We start from the raw sequence: 15,939 nt of genomic DNA, 5'->3' as shown, positions 1-15,939 counted from the left end.
GGAAATTCTGATTAATTACCTGCGTTGCCATCGCTGCGTTAAAAATGATCTCAAAATGCTCATTTACAACAGGTAAACCCGAAGGGTCGGCCCCACTGCTTTTACGGTCATTTTTCCTTGCGCTGGCCGCCTCGCCGACATTCATCAGAGATTCCCGAGCATTGCGGGGAGAGCCGCTAGCCTTAGGCCGCTCCGCTGCAAATAAGTTCCGCTGCTTGCTTTTTATTTGACCACCCAGCTCAATAAGCTTATAGCGGGCAGAATGACTCCAGATAGCGTTGGCTCGATAATTTTCAGTCAGAGTTCATTGATCACCATTACTAATAGCCTATGTAAAAGCCTCCACTGAATATTAAGGTTACTCCAGCGCTATGTATAAACGTAAGGTCACCATCTTCGCCGCGCTGATATCAGTCATTGTTGTCCTTATGTCAGTCTTGGTCATTACCACCACACTCATTACACGTAACAATCTGAAGCAAAATAACATTGCCCAAGCGTTGCTCAATGAGCACATTTTTTTATCTGGAACCTCCTATCGACTGTTCAAGCAGCTTACTGATGAACTAATCTTTGGCAAAGATGCAAATCAGGCCGTCGTTCGAAATAAACGTGCGATCATCAATCAGAGCATTGTCAAAATTACGCAATTGGAAGAGCGCCAACGGCAAGCACTGGGTGATGAGGCTACGCAGGGAAGTGTTGAAGATACCGAGGCGTTAGCCCAATTGCTGGATGAGATTATTGCGGAATTTCGAGCGGTAATATCTGACCAAAGCAGTGAAAAAATTGAGCAGCGTCAGAGAATTCAGCGTTTATTGGAAGTGACGATTGACAATCGCTTTCGTGAGGCAATTAATGCTGCGGTGATACGTCAGGGAATTGTAGTGGCCTCAATGAACGCTCGTATTGAAACCCTGAGTCAATCCATCGTTTTGTATGCGATATTGCTTGCCGTATTTACTGTGCCTCTCGTTGTCATTGGCTTTTATTGGCTTCTGGGTGTTATGTATCAGCCTCTAAATTCTATTCGGGAAGGGGCAGAAGCCATTGCGCGCGGCAATTTAAATTATCGAATATCGAGAGGGTTTGATGCCGAGTTCGACTCCATTGCGGCTGCATTTAACGGTATGGCTGAGGAGCTCCTCGAGCAGCGTGAAAGAGCGCAGGATTCAACCCGCGAGCTGGAATATCAGGTTACTCATCGCACGCTGGAATTAACCCGCGCGAATGAGATGCTTCAGAAAAATGATCTGGCTCGCAAAGAGTTTTTAGCGGATATTAGCCATGAGTTGCGCACGCCACTGTCTATTATCCGGGGGGAGGCGCAAGTGACACTGAGACAGAACTCTGTCTCAGCTGCGGATTATCAAAATACTCTTGAGGAAATTCTGTCTCAGGTGCTGAAGCTGACGCGCCTGGTTGACGATTTGTTGATGATCGCCCGTGCGGAATCAGGCACCTTGCGAATTACCCCGCAGACGGTTTATTTCGGTGAATTAATTGAGCTGACGGTCGAAAAAGTCACATCTCTGAGCATCGCAGAACGCCTACAAATAACAACAGAAATTCAGCCTGACTTGCCTTTGATCAGTTGTGATCCAGATCGTATCGCCCAGGTCATCATGATCCTTCTCGATAATGCGATCAATTATGCCGGTGATGGCGTCTTGATCGCGATACGGTGTCAAACAGACACGCGCAACATAACGCTGACCTTTGAAGACGATGGTCGCGGCATAGATTCGGACGTTCTACCGTTTATTTTTGATCGTTACTTCCGGGCTGCAGATGCGCGCACAGGCCAGGGATCTGGGCTGGGGTTGGCGATCGCTAAAGCCATTGTGGACGCCCACAAAGGATCTATATCTGCCGTGTCTTCCCCAGGAAAGGGAACCTGCATTACCATTGAACTGCCGTTAAATGGAGAGTTACGTGCCTAGTATTCTATTGGTTGAGGATGAGAAAAAGCTGGCGAATTTTTTGTTGCGAGGACTTGCCGCAGAAGGTTATGCCTGTCATTGGATTGATACCTCGGAACGTTTTCTCTCAGAGCTTGATGCTCATCCCTACAAGCTGATTCTACTCGATCGCTTGGTTCAGGATATCGATACCATGGATTGTTTGCCGCTCATCAAGAAAAAGCAGCCCGACGCCATGATTCTTATGTTGACGGCTCTGCAAGATGTCGATCAAAAAGTCTCTGGCTTGCAGGCAGGGGCGGACGACTACCTAGGGAAACCCTTTGATTTTGACGAATTATTGGCTCGCATGGTTGCACTTTTGCGCCGTGGTGGACAGCACCAAAGCCAGAGCCAAGAGCTAACCTGCGGAAAGTTGGTGTTGAATACAGATAATCATCGGGTTTGGTTGCAAGATCAGGAAATTGAACTCACGCATCTGGAGTACCGATTGCTGATGTCTTTTCTTACTAACCCAGAATCGGTTCTTTCCCGCGAGAGAATTTTAAATAAAGTTTGGGGCAGTCTGGCAGATCCTCTAACCAACATTGTTGATGTTTATATTCGGCGGGTTAGAAAAAAATTATTGGATAGTTGTAAGTCCCAAGCATTGAATTGTCATAATGATACCTTTATCGAAACCGTGCGAGGTAGTGGCTATCGGTTAGGCAAGGGGAACGTTTGTTGAAGCCAATTTTTGTCATTAAAAGTGGGGCAGCAGGTTTGGAGTTTCGAGCCTGCTGTCCCATATTAACGGTGAGTGACGATCGAGTAAGTCGCAAGAATAGCGCAGGGTGACAAACGTACCGTAAATCCATCCCGTTGGGCTCAATGCAGCATTTCCTCTGCAAGTGAATTCACGAAGTGTTAAAACCGCCAGGTAATAGAGCCCATAATATTGCGAGGGGCGCCGTAGTTGGCCTGGCCCCACTGAGGACTTAGTCGATATTTTTTGTCTCCCAGATTATTAATGTTAAGTGCCAGATCTAGGTTTTCGGTCAGGGAATAGCGCGCAAAAACGTCGACCAACCCATAGGCGCTTTGTACTTCGGTGTTGCCATAGTAAATTTCATTCTGCCAGTTGATACCCATGCCTACTCGTAGTCCGGGCATCTTGGGGATGGTGTAGGCGGAAGCTAGTTTGAACTGCTGGGTTGGAATAAATCGGCGGGTATCATCTCCGTTTTCATCTTCAACATTGACGTGGGTGTAGCCAGCGCTTATGTTCAGGTTTGGCAAAACTTCACCCGATAGCTCTAATTCAAAACCATCGCTTTCAAATTCGACTCCGCGATAAATGTTCAACCCTGATGTCGTATCTCGTGTTACCCACTCGCCAAAGTTGTCTTGTTTGGATTCAAAGAGCGCCAGAGTAAAAACGGCGTTGCCTTCAAAAATCTCTTGCTTAATACCGATTTCAGAGCTTTCTCCGCGCACGGCGCCCAAGGGTGCCAGGTTTGCGTCAACCCATGTTTGAGGGGTAAAAACTTCACTGTAGCTGGCATAGACAACCGTTCCATCCAATACCTCATATGTCGCTCCGATATAGGGCGCAGTTTCATCATCTGATACATCCTGTGGGGCGCCATAGCTAATACCGTCTTGCTCAATGTCGACGGTACGCGCTCCCAGAATGAGAGAAAATTGATCGGTAAGGTGTAAGCGCGTAGACAGGTAAAACGACCTTTGTTCTTGGTCGATGTCGGTGCTTTGAGACGCTGCGTCGTAAACCGTAAACGCTGGTTCTGGGGTATTGCCGTTCGCCCAGTCGGCGCCAATAGGGTCGTAGTTCCACTCTTCGGTATAAACGGAACGACCGGTTAACTGAATATCTGCGAGATTGAGGCCTGCGACCAATTCATGTTGCTGCCCCCAAAAACTAAAGGTGCCGGTGACAAAGAGATCGACAATATCTTCCTTGTCATTGGCTTGATAGAGGCTGGCTTGCGCGAGCAATCCCAGTTCGGTTGCGGCATCGGGGGTTCCATTGAGGTACAAGGATTGCCATTCCTTGTCTTGTTCATGGTGGGTGTAAATAAACTTCGCCATCCAGGTCTCGCCCAGATCCTGCTCCAGCTCAATAAATGTGCGACTTTGTTCCACGTCTTGATTCGCCCAGCTCGGCGCGGTATTGGTGGATTCATCATAATCGGTCAGCGTGCCGTCGCTGTAAAATAGCGGCAGCGCGCCCGATGAATTGGCATCGCTGTCGCTGTCATTGATGCTGTGGCCGAGGGTTAACCGCGTGGTATCAGTGATGTCACCACTGATAATGCCATAGAAAACGCTCATCTCTTTGCCATAGCGATCCAGATAGGAATCCCCATCTTGCTGGGAGACGACCAGTCGGCCCTTGAGTTTGTCCTCTATGATCGGTCCAGAAAGATCGCCATCCAATCGGTATTGGTTCCAGCTTCCGGCAGATGCAGTGACCGTCCCCTGGCGTTCATCCGTTGGACGTTTGCGTAAGTAATTGATCGTTGCTGAAGGGTTCGCCAGACCTGTAATCAGACCTGTTGCGCCCTTAACGACTTCCACTTGTTCATAGATAGCGGAATCTCCGTGCCCCTGGGTTAGGCCATAGGAGAAGGGGACGCCGATGCCGTCATACTGAAAGTTGACGATGTCAAAGCCGCGGGCGGTGTAATAGGTGCGACCAGTCTCTACCTGCTCGACCGTTACGCCTGGCGCATAACTCAATAGGGTGTTGATTTCTCTAAGCGAAAAATCGTCAATTTGGTCACGAGAGATCACAGAAACGACCTGTGGGGTTTCTAACACCGACAGATTCAGCTTGGTGGCTGTTTGGGTTTTTTCAGGTTCGCCATACACGTAAATCGTATCAATACTGGCGTTTTCCTGGGTTTCACCGGGGGCAGCGTTTGCCGTGGCGTTGGTTAGAGCCGTTATAGAAACAGCAAGTGCACATTTTTTATACAGCTTCATGGTGTCGATCCGAATCTGAGTCGTAGATGGTGTTCTCGGGCAGCTCTTTGTACAGAAGATATAAATGATAATCAATGTCATTTAATGTGTTGTTGTTTTTAATGCCAGATCTGGCATGCTGTCGCTGATTAAGAATTAGCGATAAGATGAGCGCTCGCTTGCCTGATGCCTATTGCCTCTGCGGCAATTTTGATGGCGGTATGGAGCTGGCTCGCGGCGTTAGAAGAGAGATAAGGCGGCCATAGCCGATGAGAAAATAAAACCCAAATATCTATAGGATCATAAGGCCCGGAAACGATTCGCATCGTAGCAATGATCGCTTTTTATCCGAATCCGTGAGATATCCTTTTGGAAAAGGTAACGGTGTTCCGAGGACGAAATCTATCTTCAAATTCCAGTTAACAGGCACACAATAGTGTCGTAATTAAAAACACGCTCATTCTTATAACAACCAATCACAATTAGGTCTGAATCGATGAATGCAATTCTATTAATGGTGTTGGGACTGGGGGCGATGTTCTTAGGCTACATTTTCTATTCGAAATTTGTCGCCGAGAAAATCTACCGTTTAGATCCCAATTTCAGAACGCCTGCCCACGAGTTTGAAGATGGTATCGACTTTGTCCCCACCAACAAATACGTACTCTGGGGTCACCACTTTACCTCCGTCGCTGGCGCCGCGCCGATTATCGGGCCTGCAATCGCCGTAATATGGGGGTGGGTCCCAGCATTCCTATGGGTGGTCTTCGGTACCATTTTCTTTGCCGGTGTTCACGACGCCGGAGCTATCTGGGCCAGTAATCGCAATCGGGCAAAATCGATCGGGGCACTCACGGCTGATGTGGTCGGTTCGCGTTCGCGCAGTCTGTTTATGATCGTGATCTTTTTGGTGCTGTTGATGGTTAACGCCGTATTTGCAACGGCGATTTCCGGATTGTTAATTCAATTCCCCAGTTCTGTTGTGCCTGTGTGGGGCGCGATTTTTGTGGCATTGATTATTGGCCAGTTGATTTTTAGAAAGTGGATTGGTCTGGGTACCGTATCGGTATTAGGCGTCATCGCGCTTTACGCGTTGATTTGGGCGGGTCCATCTTTCCCAATAGAATTGCCATCCACTTTCGCTGGAATGTCTGACAGAGCCAACTGGATTCTATTGTTGTTCTTCTATGCAGCCATAGCCTCACTGCTGCCGGTTTGGATGTTGTTACAGCCTCGCGATTACATCAACGGCTTGCAACTTTTTATCGGGCTTATCCTGCTGTACGGTGCCGTATTGATTTCTGGTCCTGAGCTGTCTGCGCCGGCTTTCAATAATGATCTGCCGGAAGGGACACCGTCTATCATTCCGCTGCTGTTTGTAACCATTGCCTGCGGAGCGATTTCCGGCTTTCATGGCTTGGTGGCTTCCGGTACAACCTCTAAACAAATCGATAAAGAAACCGACATTCGCTTCGTTGGTTATTGTGGTGCTATTGGCGAAGGCTCGCTGTCTCTCGCAACCATTATCGCGGCTTGTGCTGGTTTCGCCACGCTGGCTGATTGGCAAGCGGTCTATACGTCATTCGGGCAGGGCGGCATAGGCGCATTTGTTCAGGGCGGTGCCAACATTCTGCAAAATGGTATCGGTCTGGATACGGAAATTTCGCAAACCTTGTTGACGGTTATGGCGGTATTGTTTGCCGGTACCACCATGGATACCGGTCTGCGTTTGCAGCGGTATATTTTCCAGGAGTGGGGCGAGATCTATAACCTTAAGTGGATGCAAAAAGCTGCTCCAGCGACCTTGCTGTCTGTCGGCACCTGTCTGTTACTGGCCTTTGGCGCCGGTGCAGATGGATCCGGCGGCATGCTGATTTGGCCGCTGTTTGGTACAACCAACCAGTTGCTGGCGGGGCTGACCCTGATGGTGATCACCGTAATGTTGATTCGTATGGGGCGTCCATCGTTTGTGACTTTGATTCCGCTGGTTGTGCTGCTGATCATGACAATCCTTGCACTTTTGATTCAGTTGCAGGGTTTCTATGCCGATAAAAACTGGTTCCTGTTCGGGCTGGATATTGTCATTCTCGTCGCGGCAATCTGGATCGCTCTGGAAGCGTCTGCCACTATGGTGCGTGTGCGCAAAGAGCGTGACAGCCAGCAGGCAGAACAATCCTAATCGGAGGTGTGGCCAGGTGAGAGCTGCATGAAAATTCTCAAAATTGGCAAACTGCTGTGCCAGGCTGGGCAAGCGCTTGAGGAAGTTTACAACGCGCCTTATCGTTCAGCCATCGCCAGAGCCAAGCGGGAAGAAGATGATTTGTTTATGCTGCTGGTCTTCTCAGAAGTAATGGGAGTGCCGAATCCGGCCTCCTATTACACTCTGGAGTTACAACCGCTCATGTTGGAGCGTTTTCACGAGTGGCATCAGCGTATGGGTATGGAGCATTCACCGCTGGATAATTTTCGCTGTTGTTAGAGGCGCAAATATCTTTTGTCTCTTCTATGAGCGCAGCTTCGGCTGCGTTTTTTCTATTTGCATAAAACTGTTTCGGATTTCTGCATGACTTCGATAACCGATAAGCGTCTGATACTCATTGGTGGTAAAGGTGGTGTTGGCAAAACTACCGTCTCTTCGTCGTTAAGTCTGATGGCGGCTCGACGGGGTAAGCGGGTTTTGATTGTATCGACGGATCCCGCCCACAGTTTGGCGGATGCGTTTGATTGCAAGATTGGCGATTCTGTCACATCGATATGTGAGGGCGTCGATGCGTTGGAAATTGACCCGGATAAAGCCGTCAAAGAACACATTGCCGAAGTCACCGCACAGATGAAACGGTTTACTCGACCGGATATGTTTCCAGAGATAGAGCGCCAGATGCGTTTAACCCAGCAATCCCCTGGTGCCCAGGAGGCCGCATTGCTGGAGCGCATATGTCGAATAATTGAAGACGCTGAACAGAATTATGATTTGTTGATTTTTGATACGGCACCCACAGGCCATACTCTGCGCTTACTCAGCTTGCCAGAGGCCATGTCCGCCTGGACTCAAGGCATGTTAAAACAGCAGGGGCGTTCAGCGAAGCTGGCCGGTGTACTTGACCATCTGACGCCCAAATCCGGTCGGGATATCGATAACCCTATTGCTGACCCAGGCAAAGCAGAAACCGACGGCATGGACGACAAAACCAAGCAGATCACCGAACGTTTGTTAGAGCGTCAGCGGTTATTTCAACGCAGTCGTCGACGCTTTCAGGATCAAGATAATACCGCTCTAGTGTTTGTATTAACGCCCGAAAAACTGCCCATTCTAGAAACTCAGCGTGCTGTCGCTGCTCTGCGTGATGAAAAGCTCCCGCTGCACGGGTTGGTGATCAACCGTGTGCTGCCAGAGTCTGCCGACGGTGAGTTCCTGGCCCAGCGCAGGCGTCAGGAACACAAATATCTGGCGGAAATTGATGAAACCTTCCGGTCGCTTCACCGCTATCGGATACCGCTGATGGCGACAGATATTCAGGGGCTTAGAGCGCTTGAAGGTATTGCATCACACTTGGATGCTATCGGAACCTAGCATAGGTTCCTCGCTAGCCGGTTTTCCGGCTTTGATACGCGTGTCGTAGCCCCTCTGCGGAATGGCGCCAAAAGTATTTTCAGTCTCGATCGAAACGTCTATCCCATCCAAAAACTCTGCTACTATCGAGGCGCTACAAGGATGGAGAGCTTTCTGGTCTTCATTGCTTTTCCAATCACTTAAGCAAATCGTCAATAGATAGTTTTCCAGCAGTCGTGGCCGAAAAGGGAGGTTTGGCATGGAGATCGTCTGGCTTTACGAATGGCCAATTTGGGTCAATGGCGTGATCTTTTTGGTGTTATTGGGTGTCGCGACCGAAATTGGATTTCGACTGGGGTTACGGCGTTATTTGCAATCGGGGAAAGACGCCAATAAGGTCGTGCGTGGCGATGTGACATTAACCTCTATGTTGGCGCTACTCGGTCTACTGCTGGCGTTCACTTACGCATTCAGCTTAAGTCGTGCAGATATGCGCAAGCAGGCAATGGTTCAAGAGGCAAATGCCATTGGGACTGCCTTTTTACGAGCGGATTTCGGCATGGAGCCTGGTCGCAGTGAGTTGCGCCAAAACCTATTGGGGTATGCGCGCAGTCGCGTGGTGCACGGTGAGACGTTAGGCAAATCTCTGCAGGATTCTGTGGCGCATTCCATGTCCTTGCAAGCGCAGTTGTGGCCATCAGCGCGACGAGCGGCAGGGGAAGAAATCCCTGCGCCAATGCAGGTGTCGCTGCTGCAATCGGTCAATGAGGTTCTGGACGCACACACGGTACGTCTTGCGGTGATTAATGATCGAATACCCGGGGCGGTGTTAGCCATGTTGTTGCTGGTGGCCGCCGCATCTCTCGCGGTCGCCGCGCATAATGCAGGCTTAAACGGTTTTATCAATCGCTGGCGAATGAATGCTTTTTCCCTGGTGTTGGTGGCCTTGGTGTTGATCATTGTCGATTTTGATCGCGGTCAAAGAGGGTTAATTCAAATAAGCCTAGAGCCGCTCGAGGATGTGATTGCAGATATGCAGGGGCAAATAAAAGCTGACTGACAAAATTCGAGGGGTTTCGTCAGAGGCGGCTGGGCCGAGACTTCTTTACTTCGACAGTTCTTGCTTAGCAGCTTGGTCGCAGGATGCATTGTCGTCAGTTCTCGTAAAAGTTGCGTATGCCCTGTAGGTAGAAGGGTAGGTACTTATCAACTTACTTTTACTTCGGGCTAACGCTGGGCAGGAGGGTAGCGTCTTAGTAATCGCCAGAATGTTGCTTTGCCAATCTGGCGCAATTCGATTGTTCGCGATGGGTATCGTCGATTCCGATATGTTTTTCTCGCTTACATTCTTGGGGCATAACTGCACCTCTTCGGGTGAACTGATCGCTGCACCACACACGGTCATGAGGAGGAGGGCCGTATAAAGCCAAATTTTCAAGGGGGTGGTGGGGAGTAAAGCCATGGTGTTTTCTTCCGTTTACATCTTAAATCAAGCACGCTCATGTAGAGAGGCGCACTTAAATCAGACGGACAATCCGAGCCTGTAGCTATCTCTGTCCTGAAATCGATGTCTTATTAGCCCATCAAAAGCGAGGTGCGCAATTTCGTCCAAGCACCCAGTCAGTCGTTTCTGCTATCGTGAACGTCGATTAACGTGAGTTTCAGGCAATTACCATGGGTTCCGGCAACCATTTTCAATTTACGCAAAGTACAGAGCTTGAAGGGCTTAAATCGCTGCGGGCGGAAATGGATGATTTCAGTTACGACCGTCATGCTCACGAGGAGTACTCCCTCGGGCTGACCATGAGCGGTGATCAGATTTTCAACAGTCGCGGGGCGCTTTGCCACAGCCGACCGGGCAATATTATTTTTCTAAATCCAGATCAAGCTCACGATGGTCATGCCGGGGAGGCGGACGTCCTCAACTACGTGATGCTGTATATCCCAATTGCTCAGTTGGAGCCTCTACTCGATTGTGTGAGCCAGCCGAATTCTCAACGCTTCCCGGTGATGGACACCATTTTTCAGGACCCTCAATTAAGTCGATCCATTCGTAAACTTGAAAATATGGTATGTCGGGAGCTGGGCTCGGCCATGGCTCAGCAGCAACAGCTATTATCGATTGCCGAGCAAATTGCTGCGCGAGCGAAGCGCCTGCAGCCTGTCAAACGGGTGAGTCGGCCAGATCGATTGTTATTGCGGGCGAAGGAATTCATACATAGTAATCTGCAGCAAGATGTCACTCTCGCGCAGATCAGCGCAGCGGCAAATCTCTCGAAATACCATTTCTTGAGAATGTTTCGAACGCAATTTGGCATGACGCCCCATCAGTATCTGTTCAACTGCCGAATTAACGCGGCGCGACGGGCGCTGGAAGAGGGTGGCGGATTAAATGAGATTGCGATGAGCTTCGGCTTTTCTGACCTCAGTCACTTTAATCGGCGCTTTAAGCGCATCTACGGGGTCACCCCCCACCAATATCGGGTTGGGCTGCATCTCTTGCCTGCCTGATACCGAAATCGTCGTTTTCTAACAGATCATCCGCGCCGCGAGAGGCGTAACGGAGTCCCTATGCTTGCGCTTTTTGCTTTTGCCATTGGCATCATGTACACCCCGGGCCCAGTTAATCTGTTGGCGCTCAGTAACCGGCTACACCCCCAGGGCACAGCCATGGTCGGATTTAACCTCGGTGTTGGCGTAGGCGTCTGGTTGCCATTGTCGTTGGTCACCTTGGTCGGGCAGTCGGCGGTGAACGGTCCATGGATGCCATGGATAGGAATGATCGGCGCTGTGTATATTCTGTATCTTGGCGTAAAAGTGGCGAGATCTTCATCATCGCTAACCCCCGACGAAAAACCACCGGCACTATTAACGTTTCGCGATGGCCTGTTGATGCAATTGTTAAATCCGAAGATGCCGATTGCGGTAGTGCCTCTGGCTGGGATTTACATTCCCGGTGCGACATCGAGTCAAACCGTCGCGCTCTTGCTGTGCGCCGTGGTCGGCCTATTGGCGGCCGGAGCACCGGGCACCTGGGGGGCGCTGGGTCACCTAATGCGGCTGAAAATCCAGCAGCAATACATCATTGGCTGGATCAACCGGGGATTGGCGTTGTTGTTGATCTATTCTGCCTTGGTCATTGCCTATGGGGCTCTTACCCGCTCGCTGGAACCTGGGTAGCCATAATTATACAAAGGGATGCCTGCCAAGTGAGATATGACCTAAACAAGGCGCGGATCCGATTCGTCCCAATTGCTGACTTTGTGTACACTAAACGGCAAAGATTTTCCCAATAAGGCATGTACACATGGATTTGAACCAGCGTCTCGTGAAATTGCGAGCCTCTTTCATTCTTCCTTCACTCCTGGCGGTGCTTTCTGTCCCGCCTATGGCTCAGGCTGACGAAGGAATGTGGCTGTTTAATCAGCTACCGGAAAAGCAACTGAGTGAGAAGTACCAGTTTACAGTCGAGTCCTCCTGGGCCGAGCATCTGATGCGATCCAGTGTTCGTTTTAACTCGGGCGGATCTGGCTCCTTTGTCTCCAGCGGTGGCTTGGTGCTGACCAATCATCATGTGGCAGCCGATACACTCGCCAAGCTCAGCTCATCCGAGCGGGATCTGATCCGTGATGGTTTTCTGGCCAAGCGTCAATCCGACGAGTTACCCGCGCCAGACCTGGAATTAAATCAGCTAATTCGTATCACCGTGGTGACCGATCAGGTCAACGCTGCCGTAACGGCTGACATGGACGCTGCGACCGCTGCCAAGGCTCGTCGTGCAGAAATTGCGAAAATCGAAAAGCAAGGTTTGGATGAGAGCGGATTACGCAGCGATGTGGTAACGCTCTTTGGTGGCGCTGAATACCATCTCTATCAATACAAGCGCTATACCGATGTGCGATTGGTCTGGGCGCCAGAAACCCAAGCGGCATTTTTTGGGGGTGACGCCGACAATTTTGAATACCCTCGCTACAATCTGGATGCGACGCTGTTCCGCGTCTACGACAATGGCAAACCGCTCGACGTCAAAGACTTTCTTGCCTGGCGAGAAAATCCGGTTGAAGCCGGTGAGTTGATTTTTGTCTCCGGGCACCCCGGTCGCACGCAGAGGATTTTTACCGAGGCAGCGCTGCGCTATCTGCGCGATGAGCAATTTCCTTACGTGATGAATATCTTGCGCCGTTGGGAGGTATTACTGCAACAGTATTCGCTGAACGGTAAGGAAGCCAAACGCCGTGGGCGGGATGACCTGTTTGGTATTCAAAATTCCCGCAAGGCGTATTCCGGCATGTTGCAAGGATTACAAGATCCCACGTTTATCAGTGGCAAGCGACAGTCGGAGAACGAACTGTTGAAAGCCGTTAAGGCAACCCCTGAATTAGAGGGCTTGGCCGCGGCGTGGCAGGAAATTGCAGAACTGCAAAAGCGTAAGCGAGATCACTTAAAGAAAATATCGTCCTTTCAGTCTCGCCTGTATGAAATTGCAGAAACCATTAATCTGCTTGTGGCTGAAGATGCCAAGCCAAATCCAGATCGTTTGCGGGAGTTTGGTGATGCCGGACGAGCGTCACTGTTGCAAGACTTGTACAGCGACGCAGCTGTTTACTCCGATTTAGAGATCGCTAAGCTGGCGGATGAGCTGGCTCGAATCATGGAAAATCGGGGCGGCGATGATCCGCTCGTTAAAATATTGCTGGCAGGTAAATCGCCACAGAATCGCGCCCGTGAGCTTGTCACAGAAACCGGCCTGGCTGATCCAGAAAAGCGTAAAGCCTTGGTCGAAGGAGGCGTAAAAGCGGTTAATGCCAGTCAGGATCCGATGATTCAACTCGCTCGCAAAATGGAAACCGTTTATCGAGAAGAGCGCGAAGAAAAAGAAGCGATTGACGAGGCGGAGCGCCAAGCCTATGCCAAGGTCACTAAGGCGAGCGTGGCGGTCAAGGGTCAGGATAGCTACCCGGATGCCACATTTACCTTGAGGTTAGCCTTTGGTTTAGTTAGTGGTTATGACGAAGATGGCAAAACGATTGCGCCATTAACCAACTGGTCTGGTGCGTTTGAACATGCGGCTGAGCACGAAGGGGAAGAGGATTTCACGCTTCCACGAAGCTGGCAAAAAGCTCGTAAAAAACTGACGGCAACAACACCACTTAATTTTGTTTCCACAGCGGATATCATCGGAGGCAATAGCGGCAGCCCCGTCGTCGATCGCGACGGCAAACTCGTCGGTTTGATTTTTGACGGTAATATTCAAAGTCTGACATCTAATTATCGTTACGATGACCGCCAAGGTCGTGCGGTTTCGGTTGCGGCCAGCGCCATTCGTGAAGGCTTGGAGAAAATCTATGGTGCTCGTGATTTGGCGAAAGAACTTGGGAAATAGTCCCAAGCGATTAATCTCGAATTCATGAGTCTTCCGCTAAGGCGCCCCAAAAGGCGCCTTTTTTATTGCTGATAAATGATAGAAAGAAGCAGTCATTGCAGGAGTTGTCGCTTAAGTCTTTTAATGATGAATTGAATCGTGCCATTTTAGATTGCGCTATTAAATTTATCCGTGACGCTAATCATTTTTCGTTTTAAATGACTTTACAAACTTGTGTCGTGTGATTCCTTAGCGAGCTATCTTTTAGGATCAAGTTAGAGTAATTTTGTGTCAAATGCTTAGGTTTTTGGATCAATTATTTTTGATAAAGGTAGTGCTAAAAATAGTCGTCCCCGTCGTCTTTTATGTATTGCCGCAATAAACGATTAATGAATCGGTCATAAAGCTTCTATACGGTAGTAGACTGTCGGTGATTTCTTATCACTGAAAAATTTCAATCAATAGATATTCTAAAGCAGGGATGGAGAGAGTATTTATATGGCCACAAGTAAATGTATTACCCACCTTCTAACCTATGCGGCAGCCGTTTGTTGCACGGTGATTACCTTAAGCGCTTCTGCTCAGGACGACAGTAAACCTAATATTCTTGTGATTTGGGGGGATGATATCGGTCAGGCAAACTTGTCGACCTACAGTTTTGGTGTCATGGGATACAAGACGCCGAATATCGATCGTATCGCCGAAGGCGGTGTTAAGTTTACCGATTACTACGCAGAGCAGAGCTGTACCGCAGGTCGTTCAACCTTTATTACCGGTCAATCCACCTTGCGTACGGGCTTGTCAAAAGTTGGGCTGCCAGGTGCTGACTTAGGCTTGCGCGCTGATGACGTCACTATTGCATCGGCGTTAAAAGATCTGGGGTATGCCACCGGTCAATTTGGCAAGAATCACTTGGGGGATAAAGACGAGTTTTTGCCAACCGCCCACGGGTTTGATGAATTTTTTGGTAACCTCTATCACCTGAATGCGGAAGAGGAACCGGAGAACATCAACTACCCGAAAGATCCCGCCTTTCGTGAGCAATACGGCCCACGTGGTGTGATTAAAGCCTCAGCCGATGGCAAAATTGAAGACACAGGCCCTCTGACCAAAAAGCGGATGGAAACCGTTGATGATGAAACTTCCGCAGCCGCCATTGATTTTATGCAGCGGCAGGTAGAACAAGGTAAGCCGTTCTTCACCTGGATGAATACCACTCGTATGCACTTTCGCACCCACGTTCGCGACGAGCATCGCTCAGAACCTGGGTTAACGGCGCGAACCGAATACGCCGATGGTATGGTCGAGCACGATGCCGTGGTGGGCAGCATACTGGACGCCCTCGACGAAATGGGGGTGGCCGACAACACCATTGTGATTTATTCAACCGACAATGGTCCCCATCAGAATTCGTGGCCTGACGCCGGCACAACGCCGTTCCGCAGCGAGAAAAACACCAACTGGGAAGGCGCCTTCCGCGTACCTGCAATGATTCGCTGGCCCGGTCACATCGAGCCTGGCACGGTGAAAAATGGTATGTTTTCCGGTCTGGACTGGTTCCCCACTCTGTTGGCCGCCGCCGGGGATGACGATATCAAAGAGCGTTTGTTGAAAGGCACTTCCGTCGCTGGCGATAAATATAAAGTTCATCTGGATGGCTATAACCAATTGCCGTATCTAACCGGTAAAACCGATGAAAGTGCTCGCAATGAGTTCTTTTACTTTAATGACGATGGCCAGATCGTGGCTCTGCGATATGAAAATTGGAAAATGGTCTTTGCTGAGCAGCGTGCAACAGGCACGTTACAAATCTGGTCTGAGCCATTCACACCATTGCGTATCCCCAAGATTTTTGATCTTCGTTCCGATCCCTATGAACGTGCCGATGTAACCTCTAATACCTACTACGACTGGTTACTGGATCATGCCTTCCTGCTTGTTCCGGCACAGGTCGAAGTGGCGAAATATTTCTCGACCTTTGAAGACTACCCACCTTCGCAAAAAGCGGCCAGTTTCTCTGTTGATCAAATTCAAGCGCAACTGGAAAAGACGTTGAGCGGAATGGCTCAGTAAAATTCCGTCCGCCATATCCGGGAGCGCAATGCTTCCGGTATTTCTGTACTTGACTGTACCGAGGTGTC

General features: G+C 49.7%; 11 protein-coding genes. 10 read left to right on the top strand and 1 reads right to left on the bottom strand.

The window, feature by feature from the left end; genetic code table 11:
• Positions 1–371 precede the first annotated feature (371 nt).
• Positions 372–1,943 (top strand): sensor histidine kinase, encoded by a 1,572-nt coding sequence (locus ACXAFR_RS26180; RefSeq protein ID WP_475182842.1) that lies wholly within the window; start codon positions 372–374, stop codon positions 1,941–1,943.
• Positions 1,936–2,649 (top strand): response regulator transcription factor, encoded by a 714-nt coding sequence (locus ACXAFR_RS26175; RefSeq protein ID WP_475182839.1) that lies wholly within the window; start codon positions 1,936–1,938, stop codon positions 2,647–2,649. Before ACXAFR_RS26180 ends, ACXAFR_RS26175 begins: the two co-directional genes overlap by 8 nt.
• A gap of 179 nt (positions 2,650–2,828) precedes the next feature.
• Here the strand turns inward: ACXAFR_RS26175 and ACXAFR_RS26170 are convergent, their stop codons facing one another.
• Positions 2,829–4,907 carry a TonB-dependent siderophore receptor gene (locus ACXAFR_RS26170; RefSeq protein ID WP_475182837.1) on the bottom strand — a complete coding sequence of 693 codons (2,079 nt, stop codon included), beginning with the start codon at positions 4,905–4,907 and terminating at the stop codon, positions 2,829–2,831.
• A 475-nt stretch (positions 4,908–5,382) separates the two neighbouring features.
• On the opposite strand from ACXAFR_RS26170, the gene ACXAFR_RS26165 reads away from it, so the two are divergent.
• The 8 genes from ACXAFR_RS26165 to ACXAFR_RS26130 all read left to right on the top strand — a co-directional run bounded on the left by ACXAFR_RS26165 (position 5,383) and on the right by ACXAFR_RS26130 (position 15,871).
• A complete protein-coding gene (locus tag ACXAFR_RS26165) occupies positions 5,383–7,065 on the top strand; it encodes a carbon starvation CstA family protein (RefSeq protein ID WP_475182835.1) in 1,683 nt (560 codons plus the stop codon).
• Between the two features lie 27 nt (positions 7,066–7,092).
• Positions 7,093–7,365 (top strand): cory-CC-star protein, encoded by a 273-nt coding sequence (locus tag ACXAFR_RS26160; RefSeq protein ID WP_475182833.1) that lies wholly within the window; start codon positions 7,093–7,095, stop codon positions 7,363–7,365.
• A gap of 84 nt (positions 7,366–7,449) precedes the next feature.
• The gene (locus tag ACXAFR_RS26155; RefSeq protein ID WP_475182831.1) at positions 7,450–8,457 is read left to right on the top strand and encodes an ArsA family ATPase; all 1,008 of its coding nucleotides are present in this window, start codon (positions 7,450–7,452) and stop codon (positions 8,455–8,457) included.
• Positions 8,458–8,695: 238 nt separating this feature from the next.
• A complete protein-coding gene (locus tag ACXAFR_RS26150) occupies positions 8,696–9,496 on the top strand; it encodes a bestrophin-like domain (protein ID WP_475182828.1) in 801 nt (266 codons plus the stop codon).
• A gap of 614 nt (positions 9,497–10,110) precedes the next feature.
• A complete protein-coding gene (locus ACXAFR_RS26145; protein ID WP_475182827.1) occupies positions 10,111–10,947 on the top strand; it encodes an AraC family transcriptional regulator in 837 nt (278 codons plus the stop codon).
• A gap of 60 nt (positions 10,948–11,007) precedes the next feature.
• Positions 11,008–11,616, top strand: a complete 609-nt coding sequence (locus ACXAFR_RS26140; protein ID WP_475182824.1) for a LysE family translocator — start codon at positions 11,008–11,010, stop codon at positions 11,614–11,616.
• Between the two features lie 127 nt (positions 11,617–11,743).
• Positions 11,744–13,819 (top strand): S46 family peptidase, encoded by a 2,076-nt coding sequence (locus ACXAFR_RS26135; protein WP_475182823.1) that lies wholly within the window; start codon positions 11,744–11,746, stop codon positions 13,817–13,819.
• A gap of 477 nt (positions 13,820–14,296) precedes the next feature.
• Positions 14,297–15,871 carry an arylsulfatase gene (locus tag ACXAFR_RS26130; RefSeq protein WP_475182820.1) on the top strand — a complete coding sequence of 525 codons (1,575 nt, stop codon included), beginning with the start codon at positions 14,297–14,299 and terminating at the stop codon, positions 15,869–15,871.
• The last annotated feature ends 68 nt before the right edge of the window (positions 15,872–15,939 follow it).

The sequence above is a fragment of the Pseudomaricurvus sp. ABR4_320 genome (assembly GCF_056159445.1).
Note: the sequence above shows the minus strand (reverse complement) of the source record. Positions and strands in the feature narration are given on the sequence as shown.